The organism is Mesorhizobium sp. P170090 (genome assembly GCF_057786115.1).
Genome location: NZ_JBYNWH010000001.1, coordinates 367711 through 394510, shown reverse-complemented (window position 1 = coordinate 394510; position 26800 = coordinate 367711). Strand labels below are relative to the sequence as shown.

Genomic DNA, 26800 nt, shown 5'->3' with positions numbered 1-26800 from the left:
CAATGGCGGTTTCCGTATCCTCGGAGCGCGACACCGTCGCCTCCCCCGTGCAGCGTGCATCGCGCGAAGCGTTCTATGCCGGCGCCATCTCGCTGGGGTTGTTCATTCTCTTCATCGGCCTGAAGACCGACCAGAACATAAGCAACCAGCTGATCCTGGTGCAGCGCTGGTTGCTGCTCATCACCGTGGTCGTGCTGACCATGCTTGGCCGCTTCTTCTACATTGCATATGGCCAGCCGTTCATGGCCAATCAGAAGATCACCAATGTCGCCACCGGCCTGTTGCCGGCGAGCGTCGCGTCGCGCTTCTTCCTGCTTCCGGCCTTCATCGTCGCCGTCGTGCTGGCGGTTGTCCTGGTTGCGTTCGGCAGCGCCCTGCCGGCGTTGGTGGGACCCGATCTGGCCGGCTACCTTCAGTTCCTGCGCGCATTGGCCGTCATTTACGCGCTCGCTTGCGTGATCTTCTATTTCCGCTCCTTCATCCACGCCAATTTCACCAAGCTCGGCATTGCGGCGCTGGTGCTATACCCGATCCTCGTCGTCGTTGTGCTGTCGATCTACGCGTGGTCGATAACCGGCGGCCTGCAGGGCTCGTTGAAGTGGGTCGACAATTTCGGCATCCAGATCCTGATCTATGTGATGCTGGCCTGGGGGCTGAACATCGTCGTCGGCCTCGCCGGCCTGCTCGATCTCGGCTACGTCGCCTTTTACGCGGTCGGCGCCTATGCCTATGCGTTGCTCGGTTCGCAATACGGCCTGTCGTTCTGGATCCTGCTGCCCGCCGCCGGCGCCATGGCCGCCTTCTGGGGCGTTATGCTCGGCTTTCCGGTGCTCAGGCTTCGTGGCGATTACCTGGCGATCGTGACGCTGGCCTTCGGCGAGATCATCCGCCTGGTGCTGATCAACTGGCGTGAAGTCACCAACGGCTCGGCCGGCATCTCCGGCATCCCGAAGGTCACCTTCTTCGGCCTGATGACGTTCAATTCGACGGACCCGAACTACATCGGCAAGGTGCTGCACATCGCCCAGTCAAGCGCCTACTACAAGATCTTCCTCTACTATCTCATTCTCGGCCTGGCGCTGCTGACCGCCTTCGTCACCATCAGGCTCAGGCGCATGCCTGTCGGCCGCGCCTGGGAGGCGCTGCGCGAGGACGAGATTGCCTGCCGCTCGCTTGGCATCAACACCACCACCACCAAGCTCACCGCCTTTGCCACCGGCGCCATGTTCGGCGGTTTTGCCGGCGCCTTCTTCGCCGCACGGCAAGGCTTCGTCAGCCCTGAATCCTTCGTCTTCCTCGAATCGGCGATCATCCTGGCCATCGTGGTGCTCGGCGGCATGGGCTCGCTGGTCGGCATCGCGGTCGCCGCGCTGGTGATGATCGGCGGCACCGAGGCGCTGCGCGAACTCGATTTCCTGAAAAGTGTCTTCGGAAAAGATTTCACCCCGGAGCTTTACCGCATGCTTTTGTTCGGCATGGCGATGGTCATCGTCATGCTGTGGAAGCCGCGCGGCTTTGTCGGCAGCCGTGAACCGACGGCATTCCTCAGTGAACGAAAAGCGGTCTCCTCCTCCTTCACCAAGGAAGGGCACGGCTGATGAGCGCGACCTCCATTCAGAAGACCAATCCGGGTATGAAAGACGCCATCCTCCAGGTCGAGCATCTTTCGATGAAGTTCGGCGGCCTGATCGCCATCGGCGACCTGTCGTTCCAGGCCAAGCGCGGCGAGATCACCGCTCTGATCGGACCCAATGGCGCCGGCAAGACCACCGTCTTCAATTGCATCACCGGCTTCTACAAGCCGTCGGAAGGCATGATTACGCTCAACCGGGCCGACGGCTCGAGCTTCCTGCTCGAACGGCTGCCCAATCATGAGATCCCGGCGCGCGCCAAGGTGGCGCGCACCTTCCAGAACATCCGCCTGTTCTCGGGCATGACGCTGCTGGAGAATCTGCTGGTTGCCCAGCACAACAAGCTGATGAAGGCATCCGGCTACACGATCCTGGGCCTGTTCGGGATCGGCGGCTACCGCAGAGCCTCGGCTGAATCGGTGGAGCTTGCCAAGCACTGGCTGGAGAAGGCCGACCTTGTCGATCGCGCCGACGATCCGGCCGGCGACCTGCCCTATGGCGCGCAGCGGCGCCTCGAGATTGCGCGCGCCATGTGCACTGGGCCCGAACTTCTGTGCCTCGACGAGCCTGCGGCCGGTCTCAATCCGAAGGAGTCGGCTGCGCTGAATTCGCTGCTGATGGACATCAAGAGCAGTACCTCGATCCTGCTGATCGAACATGACATGTCGGTGGTCATGCAGATTTCCGACCATGTCGTGGTGCTTGAATATGGCCGCAAGATTTCCGACGGCAGCCCGCAATCGGTGCGTACCGACCCGCGCGTCATCGCCGCCTATCTCGGCGTCGACGACGAGGAGGTCGAGACGGTGCTGACCGAGGTCGGCGATGAAGACGTCATCGAGCAGCTGGACATCGGGCCGGATTCGGCTCACGGACCAGGCACATCGTCTTCCTATCTCGCCGGCCCGGTAAGCGACACGATCGGCCACAGCCAGGGCGAGCGGGTCACAGTGTCGAAGGGAGCTTCAAAGGCCACCCAATACGATACAAGAGCCAACTCCGCGCCAAGAGCACCGTCCGAGCGTCTAACGGCCAAGTCCAAACCGGCGGCCACCAAATCCCCGACAGGCAAGCCGCGCGGAGGGCGTAAGTGATGGCCGAGACAACGCTGCTCGACATCAAGGGCGTCGAGACCTACTACGGCAACATCAAGGCGCTGAACGGCGTCGATGTCCACGTCAACCAGGGCGAGATCGTCGCGCTGATCGGCGCCAACGGCGCCGGCAAGTCGACGCTGATGATGACCATCTTCGGTGCGCCGCGCGCTCGTGCCGGCTCAATCACTTTCGCCGGCACCGACATCACCCAGATGCCGACGCACGAGATCGCCCGCATGCGCATTGCGCAGTCGCCGGAAGGCAGGCGCATTTTCCCGCGCATGACGGTGATGGAAAACCTGCAGATGGGCGCCGGTCTCGACAATCTCAAGCACTATGACGAAGATGCTGAGAAGGTGTTCGCGCTGTTCCCGCGCCTCAAGGAGCGCATTGCCCAGCGCGGCGGCACGCTGTCGGGCGGTGAGCAGCAGATGCTGTCGATCGGACGTGCGCTGATGGCGCGGCCTAAGCTGCTGTTGCTCGACGAGCCGTCGCTGGGTCTGGCGCCGCTGATCGTCAAGCAGATCTTCGATGCCATCCGCGAGCTGAACCGCACGCAAGGGCTGACCGTGTTCCTGGTCGAGCAGAACGCCTTCGGCGCGCTCAAACTCGCCACGCGCGGCTATGTCATGGTCAACGGCAACGTGACCATGAGCGGCACAGGCAAGGAATTGCTCGCCAATCCGGAAGTGCGGGCGGCCTATCTCGAAGGCGGCCATCACTGATTTTGGAGCGGAATGTATGCATACGGTATTCCGCTCCAACTTGTTTGTTTGTCGCATGACCTTTGTCCGAAAAGTCTGCAACTTTTCGGGATCATGCTAGGGAGTCTTCATCATGCAAGGCATTCTTCACGAGGAACCTTCCATCTGGCAGTTCTTCTTCGTCACCTGTCTGCTCGGCGGCTGGGCGGCATGGATGACCGGCAAGGCCAGCGCCCAGACATGGCGCAGCCTGCCGGCGCTGTTCGCCTATCTGCTGGGTCTCGGCATAGGCATCAGGTTCATCCATCATGCCTTGTTCGGCGGCACGATGTTTTCGCTGCAATACTATGTCGTGGACACAATCGTGCTCATGATATTGGGATTTGTCGGCTATCAATACACGCGTACGAACCAGATGGTGACGCAGTATAATTGGCTTTACGAACGGGCTTCGATCTTAAGCTGGAAACCGAAAGGTTGACGTTCATCATTAACGCCGTCCCGGGGATGAATCGGCGTGACAAGGGCCTGAAAATCGGCAAAGTACGCTTTCTGCGATAAGGGTGGGCATCGCATGAAAGTTTCATCCACGCCCACCTCGTAAATGGGAGCGTTTAAATGAAGAAATCACTTTTGTCCGCCGTTGCCCTGACCGCGCTTGTCGCGTTCGGTGGCAATGCATGGGCTGACGTTATCGTCGGCGTCGCAGGTCCGATCACCGGTCCGAATGCGGCCTTCGGTGCGCAGCTGCAGAAGGGTGCGGAAGCGGCCGTTGCCGACATCAACGCCGCAGGCGGCATGAACGGCGAGCAGATCAAGCTCGAAGTCGGCGACGACGTCTCCGATCCGAAGCAGGGCATTTCGGTCGGCAACAAGTTCGTCGGCGACGGCGTGAAATTCGTGATCGGCCACTTCAACTCGGGCGTCTCGATCCCGGTTTCGCAGGAAGTCTACGTCGACAACAACATCGTCGAAGTGACGCCTGCGGCGACCAACCCGAAATTCACCGAGCGCGGCCTGTGGAACGTGTTCCGCACCTGCGGACGCGATGACCAGCAGGGCGGCATCGCCGGCGGCTATATCGCGACCAACTTCAAGGACGCCAAGGTTGCCGTCATCCACGACAAGACCCCCTATGGTCAGGGCCTTGCCGACGAGACCAAGAAGGCGATGAACGCAGCCGGCCTGACCGAAGTCATGTACGAAGGCGTCAATGTCGGCGACAAGGACTTCTCGGCGCTGATTGCCAAGATGAAGGACGCCGGCGTTACCCTGATCTATTGGGGCGGCCTGCATACCGAAGCCGGCCTGATCATCCGCCAGTCGGCGGACCAGGGCCTCAAGGCTACCCTGATGTCGGGCGACGGCATCGTCACCGACGAGCTGGCTGCGATCGCCGGCGATGCGGTTATCGGCACGCTCAACACCTTCGGTCCCGATCCGCGCCTGATCCCCGAGAACAAGGCACTTGTCGAGAAGTTCCGCGCCCAGGGCTTCGAGCCGGAAGCCTACACTCTCTACTCCTACGCCGCCATGCAGGTGATCGCCGAGGCCGCTGCCGTGGCCAAGTCGAACGACCCCGTGGAAGTGGCCAAGGCGCTGCACGAGAAGGGCCCGTTCAAGACCGTTCTGGGCGATCTCGCCTATGACGCGAAGGGCGATCCGAAGCTCCCGGGCTACATCATGTACGAATGGAAGAAGGGTCCGGACGGCAAGATCTCCTGGTTCCCGAAGTCGTAATTCGGAACACAGCTCTATGGAATGCCCGGCGCTCGCGCCGGGCATTTTTCTTTGGTGACAGGGCAAAGCGAGGGTGGCTGGATAAGCCGCTAGCCGGGGTCGAATTTGTGCGGGCACGACAATTAGCGTCACCTCGCGACGCCAATCGCACGCAGCTTTTCGAGCAGAGGTGCTAGAATCCCTTTTAAATCGGTTTAATCTCTCCCCGATTTTGGTTGCACTGCAGCATTTTCGCGTTAATCATGCCTCTGCCCCATCCCTCCCTGTCCGGAGCCTCCTTCCTTGGCCATCACGAAGATCCTCGTCGCCAACAGGTCCGAAATTGCCATCCGCGTCTTTCGCGCGGCAAACGAGCTCGGCCTCAAAACCGTGGCGATCTGGGCCGAGGAGGACAAATATTCGCTTCATCGGTTCAAGGCCGATGAAAGCTACCAGGTCGGGCGCGGGCCGCATCTGGCCAGGGACATGGGGCCGATCGAAAGCTATCTGTCGATCGAGGAAGTGATCCGCGTCGCCAGGCTGTCCGGCGCCGACGCCATCCATCCAGGCTATGGCCTTCTGTCGGAAAGCCCTGAATTCGCAGATGCCTGCGCCGAGGCCGGCATCATCTTCATCGGACCGAAACCCGACACGATGCGCCGGCTCGGCAACAAGGTCGCCGCGCGCAATCTGGCCATCGAGGTTGGCGTGCCAGTGGTGCCGGCAACCGAACCGCTGCCGGACGACATGGAAGCAGTCAAGCAGCTCGCCAAGACAGTCGGCTATCCGGTGATGCTCAAGGCATCGTGGGGCGGGGGCGGGCGCGGCATGCGCGCCATCCGCACGGAAGCCGACCTCGCCCGCGAGGTGATGGAAGGCAAGCGCGAGGCCAAGGCCGCCTTCGGCAAGGACGAGGTCTATCTCGAAAAGCTGATCGAGCGCGCCCGCCATGTCGAAGTCCAGGTGCTCGGCGACACGCATGGCAACGCTGTACATCTGTTCGAGCGCGACTGCTCGATCCAGCGCCGCAACCAGAAGGTCGTCGAACGGGCGCCGGCGCCCTATCTCAGCGAGGTATTGCGCCAGGAGCTTTGCGGCTATGCGCTCAAGATCGCGCGGGAGACCAGCTATATCGGCGCCGGTACGGTGGAATTCCTGCAGGACGCCGACACCGGCAAATTCTACTTCATCGAGGTCAATCCGCGCATCCAGGTCGAGCACACCGTCACCGAGCAGGTGACCGGCATCGACATCGTCAAGGCGCAGATCCACATACTGGACGGCTTTGCCATCGGCACGAAAGAGTCGGGCGTGCCGGCGCAGGCCGACATCAGGCTGAACGGTCACGCGCTGCAGTGCCGCATTACGACCGAGGATCCGGAGCATAGTTTCATTCCGGACTACGGCCGCATCACCGCTTATCGCGAAGCCGCCGGTTTCGGCATCCGCCTCGACGGCGGCACCGCCTATTCGGGCGCGGTCATCACCCGCTTCTACGATCCGCTGCTGGAGAAGGTGACTGCCTGGGCCCCGACACCGGCCGAGGCGATCGCCCGCATGAACCGGGCCCTGCGCGAGTTCCGCATCCGCGGCGTGGCCACCAACCTCACCTTCCTCGAGGCAATCATCAACCACCCGCGCTTCGCCGACAATTCCTACACGACCAGGTTCATCGACACGACGCCGGAGCTGTTCGCGCAGGTGAAGCGGCAGGACCGCGCCACCAAGCTGCTCAACTATCTGGCCGACGTCAGCGTCAACGGCCATCCCGAAACCCGCGGCCGACCGATGCCCAAGACCGATGCGGCAGCGCCTGTCGTGCCCTATCTCAACGGCAATGTGCCTGATGGCAGCAAGCAGAAGCTAGACGCGTTGGGGCCGGAGAAATTCGCTGCCTGGATGCGTGAGCAAAAAGAGGTGCTTGTCACCGACACGACGATGCGCGACGGTCACCAGTCGCTGCTCGCCACCCGCATGCGCACGCATGACATTGCCGGCATTGCCGGTACCTATGCGCGCGCGCTGCCGCGGCTGCTGTCGCTGGAATGCTGGGGCGGCGCCACTTTCGACGTCGCCATGCGCTTCCTCACCGAGGATCCGTGGGAGCGGTTGAGCAAAGTGCGCGAAGCGGCCCCCAACCTTTTGCTGCAGATGCTTCTGCGCGGCGCCAATGGCGTCGGCTACACCAACTATCCCGACAATGTCGTGCAACATTTCGTCAGCCAGGCAGCGGCCGGCGGGGTCGACCTGTTCCGCGTCTTCGACTGCCTGAACTGGGTCGAGAATATGCGCGTCGCCATGGACGCGGTGGGCGCGGAGGGCAAGCTGGTCGAAGCGGCGATCTGCTACACCGGCGACATCCTCGATCCGGCGCGCGCCAAATACGACCTTAAATACTATGTCGGGTTGGCGAAAGAATTGCAGGCAGCCGGCGCCCATATCATCGCCGTCAAGGACATGGCCGGGCTTTTGAAGCCTGCCGCCGCCCGCGTGCTGTTCAAGGCGCTGCGCGAAGCCACCGACCTGCCGATCCATTTCCACACCCACGACACGTCAGGCCTGTCGGCGGCGACGGTGCTGGCGGGCGTGGAAAGTGGCGTCGACGCCATCGACGCGGCGATGGATTCCTTCTCCGGCAACACCTCGCAGCCTTGCCTGGGCTCGATCGTCGAGGCGCTGAAGGGAACCGAGCGCGATCCCGGCCTCGATCCGCAATGGATCCGCAACATCTCCTTCTACTGGGAAGCGGTGCGCAACCAGTATGCGGCCTTCGAAAGCGATCTCAAGGGGCCAGCCTCGGAAGTCTATCTGCACGAAATGCCGGGCGGCCAGTTCACCAATCTCAAGGAGCAGGCGCGTTCGCTCGGGCTGGAAACGCGTTGGCACGAGGTGGCACAAGCCTATCACGACGTCAATTTGATGTTCGGTGACATCGTCAAGGTGACGCCGTCGTCCAAGGTGGTCGGCGACATGGCGCTGATGATGGTGAGCCAGGATCTAACGGTTGCCGACGTCGAAAACCCGGCCAAGGACATCGCCTTCCCGGACTCGGTCGTCTCGATGCTGCGCGGCGATCTCGGCCAGTCGCCCGGCGGCTGGCCTGCGAAGCTGCAGAAGAAGGCACTGAAGGAAAGCAAGCCGATCACCGAGCGCCCGGGCTCGCTGCTCAAGCCAGCCGACCTCAAGGCCAGCCGCAAGGAGATCGAGCAGAAGCTGGAGCGCAAGCTCTCGGAGTACGAATTCGCCTCCTGGCTGATGTATCCGAAGGTGTTCACCGACTTCGCCGCCGCGCAGGAAACCTACGGGCCGGTCAGTGTGCTGCCGACGCCTACCTATTTCTACGGCATGAAGTCGGAAGACGAGATCTTCCTGGACATCGAGAAAGGCAAGACGCTTGTGGTGCGCTGCCTTGCGATCGGCGACGTCGATGAGAAGGGCATGGTCACCGTGTTCTTCGAGCTCAACGGCCAGCCGCGCCGTGTCCGGGTGCCGGACAGGGCGCATGGCGCCTCGGCGGCCAAGGCTCGGCGCAAGGCCGAGCCCGGCAACGAGGCGCATGTCGGCGCGCCGATGCCGGGCGTGGTCTCCGCCCTTTCGGTTGCCGCCGGCCAAGCGGTCAAGGCCGGCGACGTGCTGTTGTCGATCGAAGCCATGAAGATGGAGACGGCCCTGCATGCCGAGCGCGACGGCACAGTGGCCGAAGTGCTGGTCAAGGCCGGCGATCAGATCGATGCGAAGGATCTGTTGATCGCGTTTGGCTGACGCGCGGATCCATCACACTGGGGACGGCTGGCAGCAGCCGTTGATGGAGCATCGATAATGGCTTGACCCGCCGCGCCTGCTCGGGCATCGAACCCGCTCCCAATTTACCGCGCCAGAATCGCGGTGCTTAAAAAGTAGCGGAGAAAAAACATGGCCGACGACATCACAGATACCAGCCAGACTGTTGCCGCCGGCCAGTTGCGCGCCTTCATCGAGCGCATCGAGCGGCTCGAGGAAGAAAAGAAGACCATCGCCGACGACATCAAGGAAGTGTTCGCCGAGGCCAAGGGCACCGGCTTCGACACCAAGGCGATGCGGTCGATCATCCGGCTGCGCAAGAAGGACCAGGCCGAGCGCCAGGAAGAGGAAACCATCCTCGATCTCTACAAGGCCGCGCTCGGCATGGTGTAAGGCTGTCTGGAAATTCTACTCCGGCTGATATCGCCAGAGCGAATTTCGAAACAGTCTCGGGCCAAGGAATGATGCTGGAACGGGCATCGAACCATGAGCGAATTCGACTTCGGCGCCCGCCGCGCCTCTGAATTCCGCCAACGCAGCTTCTGGGCGCTGTTCGCCGAACGGCATCCGGAGGAACGCGCTTCCATGGCGCGGCGCGGACCCTGGTTCTGGCAGCGCGGGCTGCCCGACTTCGCTCTGGTCCTGTCCATGTATGTCGCGCCGGCGCAAAGCCAAGTTGGCGTCTTTTTCGGCCGTAACGAGAAGTTCGGCGCGACCGGGGTCTGGTCGCGGCTGAAGCCGTTCCAACCGGCAATCGAAGACAGGCTGAAGCTCAGGCCGGAGCAGAGCTGCGAGGCCCTCGGCATCAATTCGATGTGGCGGGTGAACTGCTATGCCGAGGACAACTGGCCGGCCATGGCCGACTGGCTGGTGACGGAATGCTCGCGCTTCGAGCGCGCCGTCACCGACGTGCTGAGAGAGGGATAGCTATTAGGTGTTGGTGCAAAGCATCGGATCCTTCTTCGGCTCGCGCTGGCAAGGCGCGGTTCCGGTCGAGCGGTTGTTCTGGCGCGATCTAGTCCTTGTCGGCACGGCGATCAACATCACCTCGTCGGTGGCCGCGCTCATTCTGCTCGGCTTGAAGCTGCCGCTCGCCGTCGTCCTGGCGGTGCATTTCGCGCCCGTGCCCTACAACATCTTTCTGACCTTTGCCGTCTGGCGAACCACGGAAAAATCCAGTGGCGCCAAGGCTTCGTTGATGACGCTCGGGGCTACGCTTTGGCTGATCCTGGTGGTGGTTGTCTGAGAAGATTCACACGAAAAAGGGCGGCCGAAGCCGCCCTTTGAAGATGGTGGTCAAGCCGCGGCTTAAGCCGCCGGCTCGAATTTCAGCGCCACGCCGTTGATGCAATAGCGCAGGCCGGTCGGCGGCGGGCCGTCCTCGAAGACATGGCCGAGATGGCTGCCGCAGCGGGCGCAGTGGCATTCGGTGCGGACCATGCCGTAGCTGCGGTCGACGGTGTTTTCGACCGAACCGGGCACCGGATCATTGAAGCTCGGCCAGCCGGTGCCGCTCTCGAACTTGAGCTTGGATTCGAACAGCGGCTGGTCGCAGCCGACACAGGAAAAGGTGCCGGCGCGCTTTTCGTAGAGCAGCGCGCAGCTTCCGGGCCGTTCGGTGCCATGGCCGCGCATGACCGCATATTGCTCGGGCGTCAGGCGGGCGCGCCATTCGGCGTCGGTGCGGGTGACAGGGTAGGTGTGGGTGTCCATTTGATCTCCTCAGCCTTGGCGGCTTGTTGTTGGTTGCAAGCTATATTCGCTTAGAGATAGGCGTTTGTTACGTGTTTTGCTCGCATTTTCAGCCGAGCTCCTACCCAATCGCCTGAAGATAGCGGGCGATCGACGCATGAAATGCCGTTCTTGCGCCGCCGATGATGTTCTGCTGCCACCACGCGCCGTAGATGTCGTCGAATTCGAAAGGCTCAAGTGCCGCCGCGATGCGTCGCACGGCCGGCGCATTGAGCGGAATGTAGTTCGGATAGCTGTACATGAAGCTGACATGGCGACGCGTCGGCGTCACCTGCAATATGTCGCCGGACAGCAGGGCGTTACCGTCATCGCGTTTCCAATGCAGCACCTGGCCGCCGGCAAAATGGCCACCGCAACGCACGAGTGTCAGCGACGGGTTTATGGCCAGCGTCTCGCCCGCCCAGCTGACGATGGCGTTGTGCGGCCGCATAATCCACTGGCGGTCGTCGGCATGGAGATAGATCGGCACGCCGCCAAACGCCTCGCTCCACTCGACCATCACCGAATAATAGTGGCAGTGCGAAATGGCGATCGCGGCCAGGCCGCCGCGACGGTTGATTTCGGCTACCGCCTCGTCGCTCACCATCGAGATGCAATCCCACAGCACATTGCCGTGCGGCGTCTGCGCCAGCAGCGCCCGCTGGCCGATAGCAAAGCGCGGCTCGATGCCGAAAGCGAGAACGCCGGCATCGTCCTTCATCACAAGCCTATGCCCGGCAGAGAGTTCTTCCCCAGTGATCCAGGCCTGGCCTTCCCAGCGCACATATTGCCGCTCGTCCTCGCAGATCGGGCAATTTTCTGGAGGGGTCTGCGTTGCCGCGAACTGGACGCCGCATTGCGGGCAAAGAAAGCAGGTCATCGGTTTTCCTCTCATATCAATGCTTGCGTGAGAGCTGCTTCGTCGCGGCTTCCAACCCGGCCAGCGTCAGTGGGAACATGCGGCCGCCGAAGAGATCGCGGATCATCGCGATCGAATGGGTGAAGCCCCAGTTTTTCTGGTTTTCGGGGTTCAGCCAGACCGCATTCGGCCATTGCTGGATGAGGCGGCCAAGCCAGACACTGCCGGCTTCCGGATTCCAATGCTCGACCGAACCGCCGGGATGCGCGATCTCGTAAGGGCTCATCGAGGCATCGCCGACGACGATCACCTTGTAGTCGGGGCCGTATTTGTGAAGCAGATCGAAGGTCGGGATGGCCTCGGCATGCCTGCGCCGGTTGTCCTTCCAGACGCCCTCGTAAAGGCAGTTGTGGAAGTAAAAATATTCGAGCCGGCGGAATTCGGCGCGGGCGGCCGAAAACAGCTCCTCGACGCTTTTGATGTGGTCGTCCATCGAGCCGCCAACATCGAAGAACATCAAGAGCTTCACGGCGTTGCGCCGTTCGGGTCGCGTCTGCACATCGAGATAGCCGTGCTCGGCGGTGGCATGGATGGTGCCGGGCAGGTCGAACTCTTCCTCCGCACCCTCGCGCACCCAGCGGCGCAGGCGCTTCAGCGCCACCTTGATGTTGCGGGTGCCGAGCTCGACGGCGTCGTCGAAATTTTTGAACTCGCGCTTGTCCCAGACTTTCACCGCACGGCGATTGCGGCTTTCATGCTGGCCGATGCGCACGCCTTCGGGATTGTAGCCATAGGCGCCGAAAGGCGAGGTGCCGCCGGTACCAATCCATTTCGAGCCGCCCTGGTGGCGGCCTTTCTGCTCCTCCAGCCGCTGCTTCAGTGTCTCCATCAGCTTGTCGAAACCGCCGAGCGCCTCGATCAGTTTCTTCTCTTCCTCGGTCAGGTGCTTTTCGGCGAGCCGGCGCAGCCATTCCTCAGGGATGTTGGCGACACCGACGGCATCGGGGCCGGTGAGCGCCTCGATCCCCTTGAAGACATGCGCAAACACCTGGTCGAAGCGGTCGATATGGCGTTCGTCCTTCACCAAAGCGGCGCGCGCGAGGTAGTAAAACCCCTCGACGTCATAGTCGACAAGCCCGGCCTCCAGCCCTTCCAGCAGCGACAGATATTCCCTGACCGAAACGGGAACCCGCGCGGCCTTCAGTTCGAGGAAGAAGGGGATGAACATGGTTGGCCGTTATCTATGCCGAACGGACACGGCGGAGTCGCCACGGGCACTGTCGATTTCGCCGGATTGCAGAAGATTTGCCACAGTACGTGGGTTGGGCATGGGCAAGTGCTTTGCGATGCGGGCTTCCGCCCATTCGCGCATAGCCGAGGCGGCATCGGCTATCGCTTCCGCCGGCTTTGCGCCGGCCCCGTGGCAGCCGGCGAGATCGGGCATCCGCACTCCCCAAACGCCGTCACTGCCATCCAGGATTCCGACATAGCGGATCATTCGGCTCCTTCCGCGTTATTTCGATCGCGCTCGCATCATAGCAGATCATACTCGATAAAACCTGTCCGCCGCGCGACATGGTCGTAGAGCTTGCGCGCTGTGGCGTTGGTTTCGTGGGTCATCCAATAGACGTTCTTGACGCCGATCTTGCCGGCTTCCTGCTTGACCGCTTCAATGAGGGCCGCACCGATGCCCTTGCCGCGCACATCAGGGTCGGCGAACAGGTCCTGCAGGTAGCAGTTGTTTTTCTCCGACCAGCCGGAGCGGTGATAGAGATAATGGGTCAGGCCGACCGCCTTGCCGTCGAGCGTGGCGATAAACCCCTTCGGTTCGAATTCACCTTCCGTGAACAGTCGTTTCCAGGTGATGTCGTAGACCTCGTCCGGCAGCTTGGTCTCGTAGAAGGTGAGGTAGGCAGTCCACAGCCGCCGCCAGTCGGCATGGTCGGCCAGCGCCAGCGGGCGGACGGTGATCTCGGTCATTTCGGTTCCTCCAAAGCCTTATCGGATTCCGGCGGAATCAGATCGGAAACACCATCGCCTAACCCACCGGCGAATTGTACTCGCGAAATGCGGTCGCCAGCATTTGCAGCGCGTCACGCGCCCGCGGCGCCAGATTGTGCGAATGCAGCACCACTTCGGAGGGGTCAAGCGACGGCAGGCCGAGCTTGCGGCCAACCTCGATCAGGCCGGGCGGAGCGACGCAGTGAGCCAGCGCCGAAACGGCAAAGCCCGCCGATATCGCAATGTTGACGGCCGCGCCGCCGCCGCCGACGAAGGCCTCCTCCCAGGCGATGCCTGCTTTGTCCAGCGCCTCGACCGCCCGCACACGATCCGGACAGTTGCACACGGTGCTTAAGAGCGCGAGGCGCAACGGCGTTCCGCGCTGCCACTCGAAGGAAGGTGCGGCGAACCAGCCATAGTGGTTGCGCGACAAGGTCCGGCCAGGACGGCTGTCGCCTTCGCGGTGCACGATAACCGCGTCGAGCTCGCCGTGATCGAAAGCTTCCTTGAGCACCGTGCTGGTATCGATCCTCAAACTGAGCGTCAGCGATGGATCGTGCGCATGGAGCTGGGCAATCAGAATGGACAGCGCCGGACCGGCGGCATGATCGACAAAGCCGAGCGCAAGCCGGCACGGTGCTGATGCAAACTCCGCCATGGCGCGCTCGTGCGCGGCAAGGAAGTCGCGCGCGGCGGGGAGGAAGACGGCGCCTCGTGTCGACAGGCTGACGCGGCGCGGCGTTCTTTCGATCAATCGCGCGCCGAGCTTTTCCTCAAGACGGCGCAGCTTGACGCTGATTGTCGCCTGGGTGCTGCCCAGCGCCGTGGCCGCCTGGGTGAAGCTCTGCAGATCGGCCACCATCACAAAGGTTCGTACGGCGTCCACATCAAGACTGGTCATCGCAGCACTCCATTGGCCAACCATTCGATTTTGTCATTTCTGATATAGCCGAGCATAGTCTTTTTTCATGGTCAAGTCTCCTCTATGTCAAACTGGTCGCGGTTTGAAGAGCGCCGCATGTTCCGATGGAAAGAGATCGATATGCCAATTCAACGAAACACCATCGCGCTCACCGGCGTGTGCTTGGCGTCGCTCTTGTTCGGGCTCGAAATCTCCAGCGTGCCGGTGATCCTGCCGAAACTGGAAAGCGTGCTCGCCGCCGATTTCAAAGACCTGCAATGGATCATGAACGCCTACACCATTGCCTGCACCACGGTGCTGATGGCGACAGGGACATTGGCCGACCGTTTCGGCCGCAAGAGCGTGATGGTGATCACCACCGTCGCCTTCGGCCTCGCCTCGCTGCTGTGCGGCCTGGCGCCGAGTGCGGCGCTGCTGATCGCCGCCCGCTTCCTGCAAGGTCTCGCCGGCGGCGCGATGCTGACCTGCAGCGTCGCCGTGCTGTCGCATCAGTTCCAGGATGGCCGCGAACGCGGCAAGGCTTTTGTTGCCTGGAGCGTCGTCTCAGGCATCGGGCTTGGTTTCGGTCCCGCCATTGGCGGCCTGATCGTGGCGCTGTCGAACTGGCAGTGGGTGTTCCTCATCCACGTGCCGCTGGCGCTCCTGGCGCTCGCCTTTATCGGCGCCGGTGTCACGCAATCGCGCGATCACAATGCCCAGAAGCTCGACTGGGCCGGCATGCTGACGCTGTCGGTTTCTGTGTTCGGCTTCTCCTATCTGATCACGCAGGGTGCGGATCTCGGGACCAGCGCCCGCATCGGCGTGATATTAGCCTCCGTGGCTGCGTTCATCGCTTTCCTTGTGGCCGAGAGGGTCAATCCCTATCCGATGTTCGATTTCTCCGCGTTCCGCATCCGCCAGTTTTCCGGCGCGATCATGGGCGCCATCGGCATGAATTTCAGTTACTGGCCGTTCATCATCTATCTGCCGATCTATTATTCGGGCGTTCTCGGCTACGACAGCACGACGACCGGCCTGCTGTTGCTCGTCTACACGCTGCCCTTCATGGTGATGCCGCCGATCGCCGAGCGCATTCGCGCGCGCTATCAGGCGCGAATTGCCATCCCGCTCGGTCTGCTGACGCTAGGGATCGGTTTCATCGCCATGTGGATCGGCTCCGGGCTCGAGGGCGCCACCTGGCTGACCATGATGCCCGGCACGCTGATTGCCGGCATCGGCATCGGTCTCACCAATTCGCCGACCACCAATACCACGACCGGCGCGGTATCGCCGGATCGTGCCGGCATGGCGTCCGGCATCGACATCAGCGCACGCCTGATCACGCTTGCCATCAACATCGCGGTGCTCGGCCTGCTGCTGACGCAAGGTATCGTTTCCCACCTGCGGGCCACACTCGGCGCGGCTTTGGAGCCGGATAAGTTGCGGGCACTGGCGGAAAGGGTTGCCACCGGCAATCTGGAGGGCCTTGCGCAGGGGACGCCGAAGCTCGCAGCCCTCGACCCATCCGGCGCCATCGTGCATGCCGCCCTGGTCAACGGTTTCGGCTGGGTCATGCTCTATTGCGGGATCGGCGTTCTCGCCCTGTCGGTCATCGGCTTCGTCATCTTCGGGCCGAAGCGCGTCGCGCCGCAGGAGAGAGGGTTTGCTCCCGCGGAGTAAGCGGCCAAAGCCGCCCGTAGCTGTCAGCCAACCCTCGATTCTCACCCCTGCCGTCTGGCCATGAAGGCCAGGCGTTCAAACAGATGCACGTCCTGTTCGTTCTTGAGCAGTGCGCCGTGCAGCTTCGGCAGCGCATTCTTGGGGTCGGCGCGCAGATCCTCGGGTGCGATGTCGTCGGCGACCAGCAGGCGGATCCAGTCGAGCGCCTCGGAGGTCGACGGCTTCTTCTTCAACCCCTGCACATCGCGGATCTCGTAGAACTGGGTCAGGGCAGCACGCACCAAATTCTGCTTTATGCCGGGATAGTGCACGTCGACGATTTTGTGCAGCGTGTCGACATCGGGAAAGCGGATGTAGTGGAAGAAGCACCGGCGCAGGAAGGCGTCGGGCAGTTCCTTCTCATTGTTGGAAGTGATGATGACGATGGGGCGCACAGCGGCGCGGATCATTTCGCCGGTTTCGTAGACGAAGAACTCCATCCGATCGAGTTCCTGCAGCAGGTCGTTGGGGAATTCGATATCGGCCTTGTCGATCTCGTCGATCAACAGCACGACCTTCTTACCGGCCGCGAAGGCGTGCCAGAGCTTGCCGCGCTTGATGTAGTTTTTGATGTCGTTGAACCTGGCATCGCCGAGCTGGCTGTCGCGCAGCCGCGAGACAGCATCATATTCATACAGTCCCTGCTGCGCACGGGTGGTCGACTTGACGTGCCATTCGATCAGGTCGAGGCCGAGCGCCGATGCCACCTGGCGGGCAAGCTCGGTCTTGCCGGTGCCCGGCTCGCCCTTGACCAGCAATGGCCGCTCCAGCGCGATCGCGGCGTTCACCGCCACCATCAGATCCTTGTCGGCGACATAGGCCGCCGTGCCTTCGAAACGCATACTTGCTCCTCGGTTGGTGAGCGCGACCGTAAGGACGCTGCTTGACCTGTGCAAGGGCGAGCCGGCTGCGACGAAAGCGTGTGAGATCGAAATGGAAACATCGGCTCATGTCACTAGCGCTTGACCGACCAGCCGCCTATATTGGGCTTGGCGGTCTGCGCTTCCCGGCAGGAGAACATTTTCCCCGGGGCCTTAACGATCCTTAGGGAGCTGTCCCTGGGAAGACCCGTGGGTTTTCTCATACGGCGCCCACCTACTTTGTAGGTTCCCGGGATCGCTCTCTCCACCGGTTGTGTGGATCGTCACTTACCTGTATCCGCCCAGTTTGGCGGATGATGTGGTAGAAAACGTCGCTCATGAAACGTCACCCAGATCCGACCTTTTCTATCGTCCGCGGATGACATCTCCCAAAGCCCTGAAAAAGCAGCTGCGCCTCGAGGCACTCGGCCGCCGCGATGCGCTCGATCCGCTGTGGCGGGTGGAGATCGCGCTTGAGATGGCCGAGACGGCGCGCGACCACCTCGCCATCGAGCCGGGTCAGATCGTTTCAGCTTTCTGGCCGATGCGATCGGAAGTCGACATCAGGCCGCTGATGTTCGCCTTGCGCGAGAAGGGGGCCAGGCTTTGCCTGCCGGCCATCCTCGACAAGACCACCATCGTCTTTCGCGAACTGGTGCGCGGCGCGCCGATGGTCGAGATGGGTTTTGGCACGGTCGGTCCGCATGCGGAGGCCGAGGTTCTCGATCCCGCGGTGATGCTGGTGCCGCTCGCGGCCTTCGACAGCCGCGGTCATCGCATCGGGTATGGCGCCGGCTATTACGACCGCGCCATCGCCAGGCTGATCGACAAGGGCCAGCCGCCACGACTGATCGGCATCGCTTTCGATTGCCAGGAGGTGGGTCTCGTGCCGGATGAGGCGCACGACGTCATCATCCCGGAAATACTCACCGAGAGCGGTTTGCGCCGCTTCGACATCGCTTAAAAGACCGCGATCCCGCTTAACGCGTTTCCAAGACGTGCCGGATAGTATTCCGGCAACACAGTCCGAGCCGATGGCGGCCATCATGTTTGTCTTCGCACGCTTCCTGCTGATGCCGTTCGTCCTCATCGCGGTAACGCTGTTCGCGATGGCATTGCACATTTCCGGAACGGCCCTGCACCACCAGTTCGCCTGGCATCAGACGGTTGCCACAGTGACGGATGTCAGTTCCTACAGCGAAGCCCAGGGTAATGGCCTCACCGCGAAAGGCATCAACGTCGCTGTCACCTATGTCGCGAACGATGCACCGATGACGTGGTCCGGCAAGGGAAAGGACATCGGCCTCTACACGGCGTCCAAAGGCGACGCGGTGAAGTTGTATTACAACCCTGCCAATCCATCGATCCTCGATACCGCGGCGATGAAGGGCTGGCGCGGCGGGCTGTTGCTCCTGGCCGCTACTGGTGGGTTCACTGTTTTTTACGTGTGGTTCTTCTGGCTGCGCGGACGCACCGCGCCGCCGGCGTCACCGATGATGCCTTCGGCAGTTCGCGTTGCGGGCGCGAGCGCCAAGCCGCCTCAACAGCAGCGTGGTACTTTCGGCCGGCGTTAGCGCCAATCGCCCGGGTAGCGCTTGCCTAGCGTCCGTGCCTCTGGATAGAAGTGGGCATGAGACTTCTCTTCCTCGGCGACATGGTGGGCAAATCGGGACGTACGGCGGTGTGGGAACAACTGCCCGGCCTGATCTCGGATTTCAAACTCGACTTCGTCATCGTCAATGGCGAGAACGCCGCCGGCGGCTTCGGCATCACCGAAGACATTTTTCGCGACACCATCGCCGCCGGTGCCGATGTCGTCACCACCGGCAACCATGTCTGGGACCAGCGCGACGCACTGATCTTCGCGCCGCGCGAGGAGCGCTTTTTGCGCCCGTCCAACTTCCCCAAGGGAACGCCGGGGCGCGGTTCCGGCGTCTATATCGCCAAAAACGGCGCGCGCGTGCTGGTCGCCAACATTATGGGCCGGGTGTTCATGCATCCCGAGCTCGACGATCCGTTCCAGGCCGGCGAGCGCGAGCTGGCCGCCTGTCCGCTGGGCGAGCAGGCCGATGCCGTGGTCATCGACTTCCATGCCGAAGCGACCTCGGAGAAAATGTGCTTCGCGCATTTCGTCGACGGCCGCGCCAGCCTCGTCATCGGGACCCATACGCACCAGCCGACGGCCGACCACCAGATCCTCAATGGCGGCACGGGCTACATGTCCGATGCCGGCATGTGCGGCGACTATGATTCCTCGCTCGGCATGGACAAGGAAGAACCGCTCAACCGCTTCCTGTCGAAAGTGCCGAAGGGCCGCTTCGAAGCAGCGACCGGACCGGCGACATTGTGCGGCGTCGGCGTCACTATTTCCGACCGCACCGGCCTGACCGAGAAGATCGCGCCTTTTCGTCGCGGGCCGCGGCTCGAAGAAACCGCGCCATCCTTCTGGTCATGACATTGATATAGTCGAGTAAAGTACCTAACTGGCGACGAAACTGCTCTAGATCGTTAAAGAGGGGACGACCTCCATGCAGCTGATCGAGTTCTTTGCGCCGCATTTTCAGTTTGTTTCCGATCCAACCGCGTGGGTCGCGTTGCTGACGCTGATCGTGCTCGAGGTCGTGCTCGGCATCGATAATCTGATCTTCATCTCGATCCTGACCAACAAATTGCCGGAAGCGCAGCGCGCCCGCGCCCGGCGTCTCGGCATCTCGGCGGCGCTGATCATGCGGCTGGTGCTGCTCGCAACCATCTCCATCATCGTGCAGCTGACCACACCGGTGTTCACAGCGTTCGGCCATGGCTTTTCCTGGCGCGACCTGATCCTGATTGCCGGCGGCCTGTTCCTGGTCTGGAAGGCGACCAAGGAAATCCACCACACCGTCGATCCCGACGACCACAAGGATACGATGATGGGCGAGACGCTGCAGATCTCGCTTGCCGGCGCCATCTTCCAGATCCTGCTGCTCGATCTCGTCTTTTCGATCGATTCGATCATCACCGCCGTCGGCATGACCGACGAGATTGCCATCATGTACATCGCCGTGATCGTGGCGGTGAGCGTGATGATGCTGGCGGCCGGGCCGCTGGCCAACTTCATCGCCAAGAACCCGAGCATCGTCATGCTGGCGCTGGGCTTCCTGCTGATGATCGGAATGACGCTGATCGCCGACGGCATGGGCTATCATGTGCCGAAGGGCTACATCTACGCGGCGATGGGCTTTTCCGCCCTGGTCGAGGGCCTGAACATGCTGGCGCGGCGGCGCAAGAAATCCGGCGGCGGGCATTGAGGCTGGCGTCGCAGGGGCGGCCCTAGCGCCCCGGCACGCCGTTTGGGTAGCGGTCGCCGATCAGGCCAAGCGACAGGCCCTGTTCCAGCCATGCCTTTGCGCCGGCAAGAACCAGTGCGAAGCCGTCGGTCGAGCCGACCGCCTGCTTGACCTGCTCGTCGGCGGTGCCGGCGAAGCCGAAATTGCTGACCTCAAGAAAGGTCGCACCGTCAGGCGTTTCGGCGCCGGGCATCTCCGTGAATGTCCAGACCACAGTGGTCGGCGGATCGCTCCATTGCATGACGATCTTCTTGTTCTCGACGATCTCGCTGACATTGACCATCGCCGAGGCGCCGTACATGCGCCACTCCCAGCGAACCTCTTTGCCGCCATCCAGCCGGCCGCTGCTGTGGGTAAACCAGAATTTCGTGGTGATGGCCGGGTTGACGATCGCCTCGAAGACCTCGGCGACCGGCCGCCTGATCAGCATGCCGGCTTCGGCAGTCGGCGTTTTGTGAATTTCCATCGATGCTGCTTCTTTGTCCGGTTTGCGCTCACCAAGCGTCAGGCTCGCGCACCATGTGAACGATGCTGGCCGGGTTAGCGATCCAGAAGCCGCGAAAGCCTTCGTCCAGGGGCTCGACCGCGTCGCAACGGACGACGCCGGCCTTGGCGAGATGATCCGCAATGGCTGCAGAATCGTCGGTGAAAAGCTCAAGCCAGACTTCGGCCTGGCTCAGCATCGGCGCCTCGTCGATCCACAGACGGTTGGGGCCGAGCTCGAAGCCGATGGCCGGCGCCTTGGCGGTGAATGGCTTCAAGCCGACGACATCTCGATAGAAGGCGATCGTCGCCTCGTATTGATGCGGGGGCACTTTCATGGCGATGTTGATGCCGCCGGTCATTTTCGCGGTCATTGCGGGCTCCGTTGCGCTGTTCATCTGTTTGTCTCGTTGGCCGGCTCGCCCCTCATCTCGCCGCGGTAGTAGCCGTCGCGCAGATTGATGCCGTATTCGACATAGGCCTTCATGCAGGCCAGCATCTGCGACCAGCCCTCGCAATTGAGGTAGGATTTCTGCAGGCCGACCACGCCTTCCGGCCAGCCGGATTCAGCAATGGTCACAAGGGTGCCGCCATCGTCCAGCGGCTCGAAGTTCATCTCGATGCGTGTCTTGTAGGCGGGCTTGCATTCGGCATCGGTGGCATCCCAGCGCAGCACGATATGGCGGTCCTTGATCACCTCATCGACTTCGACGGGCACCTTGCCCCACCAGACCACCCCGGTGCCGGCCTTCAGCGGCGCGCTGGCGCCGCCGATGGTGGTGAAATAGCCACTCAGCTTTTTGGGATTGACGACGGCGTCGAAGACTTCGGCGACCGGTTTGCCGATGCGCCCGGAAACTCTGAATCCAAGAGACATATCCACAGCTCCTTCCTTGATTGGCTCGACGATATGTTATAGAAACATAACATGTCAAGCCAAACCGCAGACGATCACGTTTTCAAGGCGTTGGCGCATCCGCGCCGTCGCGAATTGCTGGATCGGCTGAAGGATGCACCGCAGACGACCGGCATGTTGTGCGAGGCGTTTCCCGACATCGATCGCTGCACCGTCATGCTGCATCTCAAGGTGCTGGAAGAAGCCGAACTGGTGGTGGCAAAGCGCCAAGGGCGAGAGCGCTGGAACCATCTCAACGCGCTGCCGATCAAGCACATCCACGACCGCTGGATCAGCCAGTATGCCGGCCATGCGCTCAGCATTATCGACCGGCTGAAGTCCGATCTGGAGGGCTGAACCGGCGCGGCTGGACGAATTGAGCCGATTTATCTATAAGCCGGCCATTCCGACAGAGAACGCCGTGCATCCATCGCGTTGCACCTTGGACGGCTCTGAAAATTTGAATTCGAGTACCCGGGAGGACGAGGTGAGACCACCTCGCTTCGGGATGCTCTAGCCGAAGACGACAGGGGTGCCATGGCCGGCCATTCACAGTTCAAGAACATCATGCACCGCAAGGGCCGGCAGGACGCGGTGCGGTCGAAAATGTTTTCCAAGCTGGCGCGCGAAATCACCGTCGCCGCCAAGAGCGGAACACCGGATCCGTCGATGAACCCGCGTTTGCGCCTGGCCATTCAGAACGCCAAGGCGGTGTCGATGCCGAAGGACAACATCCAGCGCGCCATCAACAAGGCATCGATGGGCGATGCCGAGAATTACGAAGCGGTGCGCTATGAAGGCTATGGGCCAGGCGGCGTGGCGCTGATCGTCGAGGCGCTGACCGACAACCGCAACCGCTCGGCCTCGAACGTGCGCGCCGCCTTCACCAAAGCCGGGGGTGCGCTTGGTGAAACCGGCTCGGTGTCGTTCATGTGGAACCGCGCCGGCGAGATTTACTATCCGGCCTCCGCCGGCAGCGCCGACAAGGTGATGGACGCGGCGATCGAGGCCGGCGCCGATGACGTCGAGTCCGACGAGGAAGGCCACACCATCTACTGTGCGTTCGAGAGTATGGGCGAAGTGTCTAAGGCGCTGGAAGCCTCGCTTGGCGAGGCCGAATCGGTGAAGCCGATCTGGCAGCCGCAGAACAATGTCCCGGTCGACGAAGAGCGGGCGCAATCGCTGATGAAACTGGTGGCAACGCTCGAGGACGATGACGACGTGCAGAGCGTCTACGCCAATTTCGAGGTCGACGACGAGACCATGGCCAAGCTCAGCGCGGCATGAGTTTCTGACCGTCACACGGAAGTGTAGGCGAACGCCGTAGCCAGGGACTCCCCACCCAACGTATAGATCAGTCAGTGATCGACGGGAGGGGAGATGACCGACGAAGGGATTCCACTTGCCGCTGCGATGGCTTGGCCTCGCCGCGGTGGCTTCTGGCGTCGGTTCCTTGCTTCGTTTATCGACTACCTTGTCGTGCTGATACCTCTCTATTTTGTGGTGGCTGGCTTGTTCGCGCTGACCGACGGTGGGGTGAAAGGTCACTTCTGGCTCTTCCTAAGAATATGCAGCTCGGCCAAGGTGCACGGCGGTCCGTCGCTTGGACGGTACGATTGGCAGGTGTGCAAGTCTTCTCTCTTCGGCTTTCCAGTAGCCGATTGGGCAGTTGGTACCGCGAAGGAAACCCAGTCTGCGAAGCCCGAGACAGTTTCAATCGATCTTAATTCGAAGGGGAATTTTCGACCTACGGCGTTGGATCTAGGTTTCCTCCAAGTACCCGCTCTGGCGATCTATCTTCTTCTTATGGAGATGGCCTCGGGCCGATCAGTCGGTAAGCGGGCTTTGGTGCTCGTCGTTTATGACGAGAATGACTGGCAGAGAAGAGGCTTGCCCTTGCGAAAGGCGTTTCGTCGACAGGTGATCAAGTTTCTCGGCACTTTCCCCGTCGTACTGACGGGGGCCTGGTTTGCCTTTCAGACCTGGGGGAGCTTTCCGCGACCTGCGCCGAGCAATGCTTGGTTGGAATTCGTGCCCGCCTTGGTCGCGATCGGCTTGTCTTTGGTCTGGCCGGTCTGGATCGGAATAACGATAGCGTTGGGCAATGAGCCGATCCATGATCGGGTTGCCGGCACAACCGTTCGCACCCGCGAGACACATGAATGAGCCTCCCTGATAAACCTCGGATCGTCATCACCTATTGCACGCAGTGCCAGTGGCTGCTGCGGGCCGGCTGGATGGCGCAGGAACTGCTCTCCACCTTCGGCACGGATCTCGGTGAAGTGACGCTGGTGCCGGGCACAGGCGGCATCTTCACCGTTTCCTGCAACGATGTGCTGATCTGGGACCGCAAGCGCGACGGCGGCTTTCCCGATGCCGCCAAGCTCAAGCAGCTGGTGCGCGACGTCATCGATCCGGACCGGGATCTAGGCCATTCCGACCGCAAGGGTCACACGCAAAACGACCCCTCTTGAGGCGAGGTCCTTGCGTTTGCGAAGTGCCATTTTTCATAGCAATGCGAAGATGAAACAGGCCATCGACACGATGGCGGTGATGGTGCGGACCTGGTTCCACATCACCCATTGATTCAGATGGTTCGCCCACACGGCTGCGCCATTGGCGCTGGCCGGGTCGACGGCGGCGAGCGCATCGTTGAGCGGCACATTGAAGACCATGGTCACGATCGGGTTGCCGATCAAATAGATCACGGCGCCGGCAAGCAGCCAGTATGAGCCGGACTGGCTCCACCCCATGAGAACGGCGGCGATAAGCACCAGACAGAGCAGGCCGGTGCCGAACAGCGCCGTCATGAAGGTGGGCGTGATCACCGTGATGTTGATCGAATTCATCGCTGCGATGCCTTGGGGGACCGGCAGCCGGGCAAGCGCCGACATGATAAAGTTGGAAAAGGCGAAGAACACGCCGCCGACGACGCCCGAGCCGATGGCGGCGATGATGGTGAGGGTGGGAAGAAGCTTGCTCATCTCAGTTGCTCCAGATGCCGGTTGCAGCGGTTTCGTTTGCGTAGGCGGAAAAGTCTTTCGGCGCGCGGCCGAGCACACGCTGGACGCCGTCGGTCAGCGTCTCGTTGCGGCCGTCAAGCACTTCGGTGAACAGCTCGTTGAGCAGCCAGGCGATTTCGGGCGGCAGTTCGTATGCCGCCGTCGCGGCGGTGAATTCGTCATGCGAGATCTTGATATAGCGGATGTCGCGGCCGGTCGCCTTGGCGATCTCGGCAACCGCGTCGGCGAAGCTTAGCAGCCGCGGCCCGGTCAACTCATAGAGCTGGCCGACATGACCCGGTTCGGTCAGCGCAACCAAGGCAGCATCGGCGATGTCGTCGACATCGACGAAGGGCTCGCCAACAGGGCCGACAGGCAAAGCCACTTCGCCTTGCCGCAAGGACTCGACGAGAAAACCTTCACTGAAATTCTGCGAAAACCAAGCGCAACGCAGGATCGTCCAGTCAGCGCCCGAGGCTTTGACCATCTCTTCGGCGCGCTGGGCTTCGGTCTCGCCGCGGCCGGAGAGCAGCACCATGCGGGTGACGCCATTTGCCACCGCAAGCCTGGCGAAGGCGCCGACGGTCTCGGCGGCGCCCGGCACGGCGATGTCGGGATAGTAACTGATGTAGACGGCGCCCACGCCCTGCATGGCAGGCTCCCAGGTCGCCGGAACCTCCCAGTCGAAGCGGGGGCTGCCGGAACGCGAGCCGATGCGCACGGGAATGCCCTGTGAGGTCAGCCGCTCGGCGAGGCGACGGCCGGTCTTGCCAGTGCCACCGAGGATCAGGACTGGTTTGGTGTTAGTCATTGTGGCTTTCCTTTGTTTAGAAATGTGAGTAATACTCACATTTGCAAAACGTGATAAACCCTCGTATTTTGCGCGTCAAGTCGTTTGTTGGCAGATTTTGTCGAGGCCGGGGGCCGTCATGGAAGACACAGCAACGCCCGCATCTGAGGAGCAGGTCGCATCGCCGCGACGGGCGCCCACCCAGCAGCGCAGCCGCGAGCGGGTCGAGCGCATGCTGGCCGCAGCCTCGGCGCTGATTGCCGAGCAAGGCAGCGACGCCATGCGCATGGGCGAGGTAGCGGAACGGGCCGCGGTGTCGATCGGCTCGCTCTACCAGTTCTTTCCCGACAAGCGGGCGATCGTCTGGGCGCTGGCCGAGCGCTATACCGCCGAAAGCCAGGCCTGCATCTCCTCGGCGCTCAAGGATGTCGTCGACGCCGAGGGCCTGCGGCAGGCGTTTTCGGAGCTGGTCGATATCTACTACCAGCTGTTCCTGGCCGAGCCGGTGATGCGCGACATCTGGTCGGGCACCCAGGCTGACAAGGCGCTGCGCCAGCTCGAACTTGCCGACAGCCGGGCGAATGCCGAATTCCTGACCACGGTGCTGAAGCGGCTGCATCCCGGTGCCGATCCGGTGGCGCTGGAGACGACGGCCTTCCTCGTCTGGCAGATGGGCGAGGCTGCCGTGCGGCTGGCGATCTCGGTCGACCGGCAGGAGGGCGACAGGCTGGTCGCCGCCTACAAGCGCATGGCGCTGCGGGAATTGGTGGACGGGTAGGCTCGCACCACTCTGGGAAGGGTCGCTTCGAAGCAGCAGGGTGGAGGCGTCGGACCGCACCCGACCCTTGGGCCGACCTCCCCACAAGCGGGAGGTATCGGCGCGTTAGCTTGAAGCGACTGACTTTGGCGGCAACAAAAAACCCGCCACAAAGGCGGGTTCTTTATTCAGCGATACAGGTAAACTTTAGAGGCCGAAGCCTTCGAAGCGCTTCTTGAACTTCGACAGGCGACCGCCGCGGTCGAGCAGGGTCTGCTGGCCGCCGGTCCAGGCCGGGTGCGTGGTCGGGTCGATATCGAGGTTCATCGTATCGCCTTCCTTGCCCCAGGTCGAACGGGTCGAGTATTCGGTGCCATCGGTCATGACGACCTTGATGGTGTGGTAGTCGGGATGGATATCGGCCTTCATTGTCGTGCTTCCTGGCTTGTGGCGCTGCCGACGGCTCGTGGCCTGCGTCGATGCGCCCCTTTTTTAAAACTCGAAGCCGCAGCTATTGAAAAGCCACGGCTTCTAAAACGGTC

Annotated in this window: 31 protein-coding genes, 1 other RNA gene and 1 pseudogene; 20 read left to right on the top strand and 13 right to left on the bottom strand. The window is 62.0% G+C overall.

Going from position 1 to position 26800, the window contains the following annotated elements; genetic code table 11:
* The first annotated feature begins 2 nt into the window (after positions 1 to 2).
* The 9 genes and pseudogenes from livM to AC3EML_RS01970 all read left to right on the top strand — a co-directional run bounded on the left by livM (position 3) and on the right by AC3EML_RS01970 (position 10177).
* The gene (gene livM / locus AC3EML_RS02010) at positions 3 to 1598 is read left to right on the top strand and encodes a high-affinity branched-chain amino acid ABC transporter permease LivM (RefSeq protein ID WP_352520832.1); all 1596 of its coding nucleotides are present in this window, start codon (positions 3 to 5) and stop codon (positions 1596 to 1598) included.
* Positions 1598 to 2704, top strand: a pseudogene (locus tag AC3EML_RS02005) (ABC transporter ATP-binding protein); the annotation flags it as partial. The gene livM and the pseudogene AC3EML_RS02005, both read left to right, overlap by 1 nt.
* A gap of 20 nt (positions 2705 to 2724) precedes the next feature.
* Positions 2725 to 3453 carry an ABC transporter ATP-binding protein gene (locus tag AC3EML_RS02000; RefSeq protein ID WP_023668718.1) on the top strand — a complete coding sequence of 243 codons (729 nt, stop codon included), beginning with the start codon at positions 2725 to 2727 and terminating at the stop codon, positions 3451 to 3453.
* Positions 3454 to 3565: 112 nt separating this feature from the next.
* The gene (locus AC3EML_RS01995) at positions 3566 to 3913 is read left to right on the top strand and encodes a DUF6867 family protein (protein ID WP_023668719.1); all 348 of its coding nucleotides are present in this window, start codon (positions 3566 to 3568) and stop codon (positions 3911 to 3913) included.
* Positions 3914 to 4050: 137 nt separating this feature from the next.
* Positions 4051 to 5172, top strand: coding sequence for a branched-chain amino acid ABC transporter substrate-binding protein (locus AC3EML_RS01990; protein ID WP_023668720.1), 1122 nt, complete (start codon positions 4051 to 4053; stop codon positions 5170 to 5172).
* 282 nt (positions 5173 to 5454) lie between these two features.
* Positions 5455 to 8913, top strand: coding sequence for a pyruvate carboxylase (gene pyc / locus AC3EML_RS01985; RefSeq protein WP_023704918.1), 3459 nt, complete (start codon positions 5455 to 5457; stop codon positions 8911 to 8913).
* A 150-nt stretch (positions 8914 to 9063) separates the two neighbouring features.
* Entirely contained in the window at positions 9064 to 9324 is a 261-nt protein-coding gene (locus tag AC3EML_RS01980) for a DUF2312 domain-containing protein (protein WP_023668722.1), read from the top strand.
* 93 nt (positions 9325 to 9417) lie between these two features.
* The gene (locus AC3EML_RS01975) at positions 9418 to 9858 is read left to right on the top strand and encodes a hypothetical protein (RefSeq protein WP_023694568.1); all 441 of its coding nucleotides are present in this window, start codon (positions 9418 to 9420) and stop codon (positions 9856 to 9858) included.
* A gap of 7 nt (positions 9859 to 9865) precedes the next feature.
* Entirely contained in the window at positions 9866 to 10177 is a 312-nt protein-coding gene (locus tag AC3EML_RS01970; protein ID WP_031196451.1) for a hypothetical protein, read from the top strand.
* 62 nt (positions 10178 to 10239) lie between these two features.
* Here AC3EML_RS01970 and msrB read toward each other — a convergent pair whose 3' ends face one another.
* The 6 genes from msrB to AC3EML_RS01940 all read right to left on the bottom strand — a co-directional run bounded on the left by msrB (position 10240) and on the right by AC3EML_RS01940 (position 14423).
* The gene (gene msrB, locus AC3EML_RS01965; RefSeq protein WP_013529102.1) at positions 10240 to 10644 is read right to left on the bottom strand and encodes a peptide-methionine (R)-S-oxide reductase MsrB; all 405 of its coding nucleotides are present in this window, start codon (positions 10642 to 10644) and stop codon (positions 10240 to 10242) included.
* Between the two features lie 100 nt (positions 10645 to 10744).
* The gene (locus AC3EML_RS01960) at positions 10745 to 11542 is read right to left on the bottom strand and encodes an MBL fold metallo-hydrolase (protein WP_023684142.1); all 798 of its coding nucleotides are present in this window, start codon (positions 11540 to 11542) and stop codon (positions 10745 to 10747) included.
* A 16-nt stretch (positions 11543 to 11558) separates the two neighbouring features.
* Positions 11559 to 12749, bottom strand: a complete 1191-nt coding sequence (locus tag AC3EML_RS01955) for a vWA domain-containing protein (protein ID WP_352520833.1) — start codon at positions 12747 to 12749, stop codon at positions 11559 to 11561.
* Between the two features lie 9 nt (positions 12750 to 12758).
* Entirely contained in the window at positions 12759 to 13019 is a 261-nt protein-coding gene (locus tag AC3EML_RS01950) for a type II toxin-antitoxin system HicB family antitoxin (RefSeq protein WP_352520834.1), read from the bottom strand.
* Between the two features lie 35 nt (positions 13020 to 13054).
* Positions 13055 to 13501, bottom strand: coding sequence for a GNAT family N-acetyltransferase (locus tag AC3EML_RS01945; RefSeq protein ID WP_023668728.1), 447 nt, complete (start codon positions 13499 to 13501; stop codon positions 13055 to 13057).
* A 58-nt stretch (positions 13502 to 13559) separates the two neighbouring features.
* Positions 13560 to 14423 carry a LysR family transcriptional regulator gene (locus AC3EML_RS01940; protein WP_352520835.1) on the bottom strand — a complete coding sequence of 288 codons (864 nt, stop codon included), beginning with the start codon at positions 14421 to 14423 and terminating at the stop codon, positions 13560 to 13562.
* A gap of 141 nt (positions 14424 to 14564) precedes the next feature.
* Between AC3EML_RS01940 and AC3EML_RS01935 the strand changes: the two genes are divergently transcribed.
* Positions 14565 to 16103, top strand: coding sequence for an MFS transporter (locus AC3EML_RS01935; RefSeq protein WP_352520836.1), 1539 nt, complete (start codon positions 14565 to 14567; stop codon positions 16101 to 16103).
* Positions 16104 to 16144: 41 nt separating this feature from the next.
* Here the strand turns inward: AC3EML_RS01935 and AC3EML_RS01930 are convergent, their stop codons facing one another.
* The gene (locus AC3EML_RS01930; RefSeq protein WP_352520837.1) at positions 16145 to 16984 is read right to left on the bottom strand and encodes an AAA family ATPase; all 840 of its coding nucleotides are present in this window, start codon (positions 16982 to 16984) and stop codon (positions 16145 to 16147) included.
* A gap of 149 nt (positions 16985 to 17133) precedes the next feature.
* Here AC3EML_RS01930 and ssrS point away from each other — a divergent pair.
* The 5 genes from ssrS (at position 17134) to AC3EML_RS01905 (ending at position 20292) form a co-directional block, all read left to right on the top strand.
* Positions 17134 to 17289: non-coding RNA, 6S RNA (gene ssrS / locus AC3EML_RS01925), on the top strand.
* A gap of 92 nt (positions 17290 to 17381) precedes the next feature.
* On the top strand, positions 17382 to 17966 hold the full coding sequence (locus AC3EML_RS01920) for a 5-formyltetrahydrofolate cyclo-ligase (protein WP_023832606.1): 585 nt from the start codon (positions 17382 to 17384) through the stop codon (positions 17964 to 17966).
* A gap of 82 nt (positions 17967 to 18048) precedes the next feature.
* Entirely contained in the window at positions 18049 to 18576 is a 528-nt protein-coding gene (locus AC3EML_RS01915; RefSeq protein ID WP_196813862.1) for a DUF3592 domain-containing protein, read from the top strand.
* 56 nt (positions 18577 to 18632) lie between these two features.
* Positions 18633 to 19457: a TIGR00282 family metallophosphoesterase gene (locus AC3EML_RS01910; RefSeq protein WP_023716055.1), complete on the top strand. Its 825-nt coding sequence runs from the start codon at positions 18633 to 18635 to the stop codon at positions 19455 to 19457.
* 73 nt (positions 19458 to 19530) lie between these two features.
* Complete coding sequence (locus AC3EML_RS01905; protein ID WP_031205303.1) at positions 19531 to 20292, top strand: TerC family protein; 762 nt, start codon at positions 19531 to 19533, stop codon at positions 20290 to 20292.
* Between the two features lie 22 nt (positions 20293 to 20314).
* Here the strand turns inward: AC3EML_RS01905 and AC3EML_RS01900 are convergent, their stop codons facing one another.
* The 3 genes from AC3EML_RS01900 to AC3EML_RS01890 are packed head-to-tail and all read right to left on the bottom strand — an operon-like array spanning position 20315 to position 21691.
* Complete coding sequence (locus AC3EML_RS01900) at positions 20315 to 20797, bottom strand: SRPBCC family protein (protein ID WP_023728643.1); 483 nt, start codon at positions 20795 to 20797, stop codon at positions 20315 to 20317.
* Between the two features lie 28 nt (positions 20798 to 20825).
* Positions 20826 to 21188: a VOC family protein gene (locus AC3EML_RS01895; RefSeq protein WP_023716056.1), complete on the bottom strand. Its 363-nt coding sequence runs from the start codon at positions 21186 to 21188 to the stop codon at positions 20826 to 20828.
* A gap of 20 nt (positions 21189 to 21208) precedes the next feature.
* Complete coding sequence (locus tag AC3EML_RS01890; protein WP_023716057.1) at positions 21209 to 21691, bottom strand: SRPBCC domain-containing protein; 483 nt, start codon at positions 21689 to 21691, stop codon at positions 21209 to 21211.
* A 51-nt stretch (positions 21692 to 21742) separates the two neighbouring features.
* Between AC3EML_RS01890 and AC3EML_RS01885 the strand changes: the two genes are divergently transcribed.
* The 4 genes from AC3EML_RS01885 (at position 21743) to AC3EML_RS01870 (ending at position 24183) form a co-directional block, all read left to right on the top strand.
* Complete coding sequence (locus AC3EML_RS01885) at positions 21743 to 22066, top strand: ArsR/SmtB family transcription factor (protein ID WP_023668739.1); 324 nt, start codon at positions 21743 to 21745, stop codon at positions 22064 to 22066.
* Positions 22067 to 22246: 180 nt separating this feature from the next.
* On the top strand, positions 22247 to 22996 hold the full coding sequence (locus AC3EML_RS01880) for a YebC/PmpR family DNA-binding transcriptional regulator (RefSeq protein WP_023668740.1): 750 nt from the start codon (positions 22247 to 22249) through the stop codon (positions 22994 to 22996).
* Positions 22997 to 23089: 93 nt separating this feature from the next.
* The gene (locus tag AC3EML_RS01875) at positions 23090 to 23875 is read left to right on the top strand and encodes an RDD family protein (protein WP_352520838.1); all 786 of its coding nucleotides are present in this window, start codon (positions 23090 to 23092) and stop codon (positions 23873 to 23875) included.
* Positions 23872 to 24183, top strand: a complete 312-nt coding sequence (locus AC3EML_RS01870; protein WP_023818218.1) for an Rdx family protein — start codon at positions 23872 to 23874, stop codon at positions 24181 to 24183. Before AC3EML_RS01875 ends, AC3EML_RS01870 begins: the two co-directional genes overlap by 4 nt.
* 33 nt (positions 24184 to 24216) lie before the next feature.
* Here AC3EML_RS01870 and AC3EML_RS01865 read toward each other — a convergent pair whose 3' ends face one another.
* Together AC3EML_RS01865 and AC3EML_RS01860 are read right to left on the bottom strand one after the other, a co-directional pair.
* Positions 24217 to 24693, bottom strand: coding sequence for an anthrone oxygenase family protein (locus AC3EML_RS01865; protein WP_352520839.1), 477 nt, complete (start codon positions 24691 to 24693; stop codon positions 24217 to 24219).
* Between the two features lies 1 nt (position 24694).
* Positions 24695 to 25522, bottom strand: a complete 828-nt coding sequence (locus AC3EML_RS01860; RefSeq protein WP_352520840.1) for an NAD(P)H-binding protein — start codon at positions 25520 to 25522, stop codon at positions 24695 to 24697.
* A gap of 118 nt (positions 25523 to 25640) precedes the next feature.
* Here AC3EML_RS01860 and AC3EML_RS01855 point away from each other — a divergent pair, with 118 nt between their 5' ends.
* Complete coding sequence (locus AC3EML_RS01855; protein ID WP_352520841.1) at positions 25641 to 26279, top strand: TetR/AcrR family transcriptional regulator; 639 nt, start codon at positions 25641 to 25643, stop codon at positions 26277 to 26279.
* 186 nt (positions 26280 to 26465) lie between these two features.
* On the opposite strand, the gene rpmE is transcribed toward AC3EML_RS01855, so the two are convergent.
* A complete protein-coding gene (gene rpmE, locus AC3EML_RS01850; RefSeq protein WP_023668748.1) occupies positions 26466 to 26687 on the bottom strand; it encodes a 50S ribosomal protein L31 in 222 nt (73 codons plus the stop codon).
* Positions 26688 to 26800 lie beyond the last annotated feature (113 nt).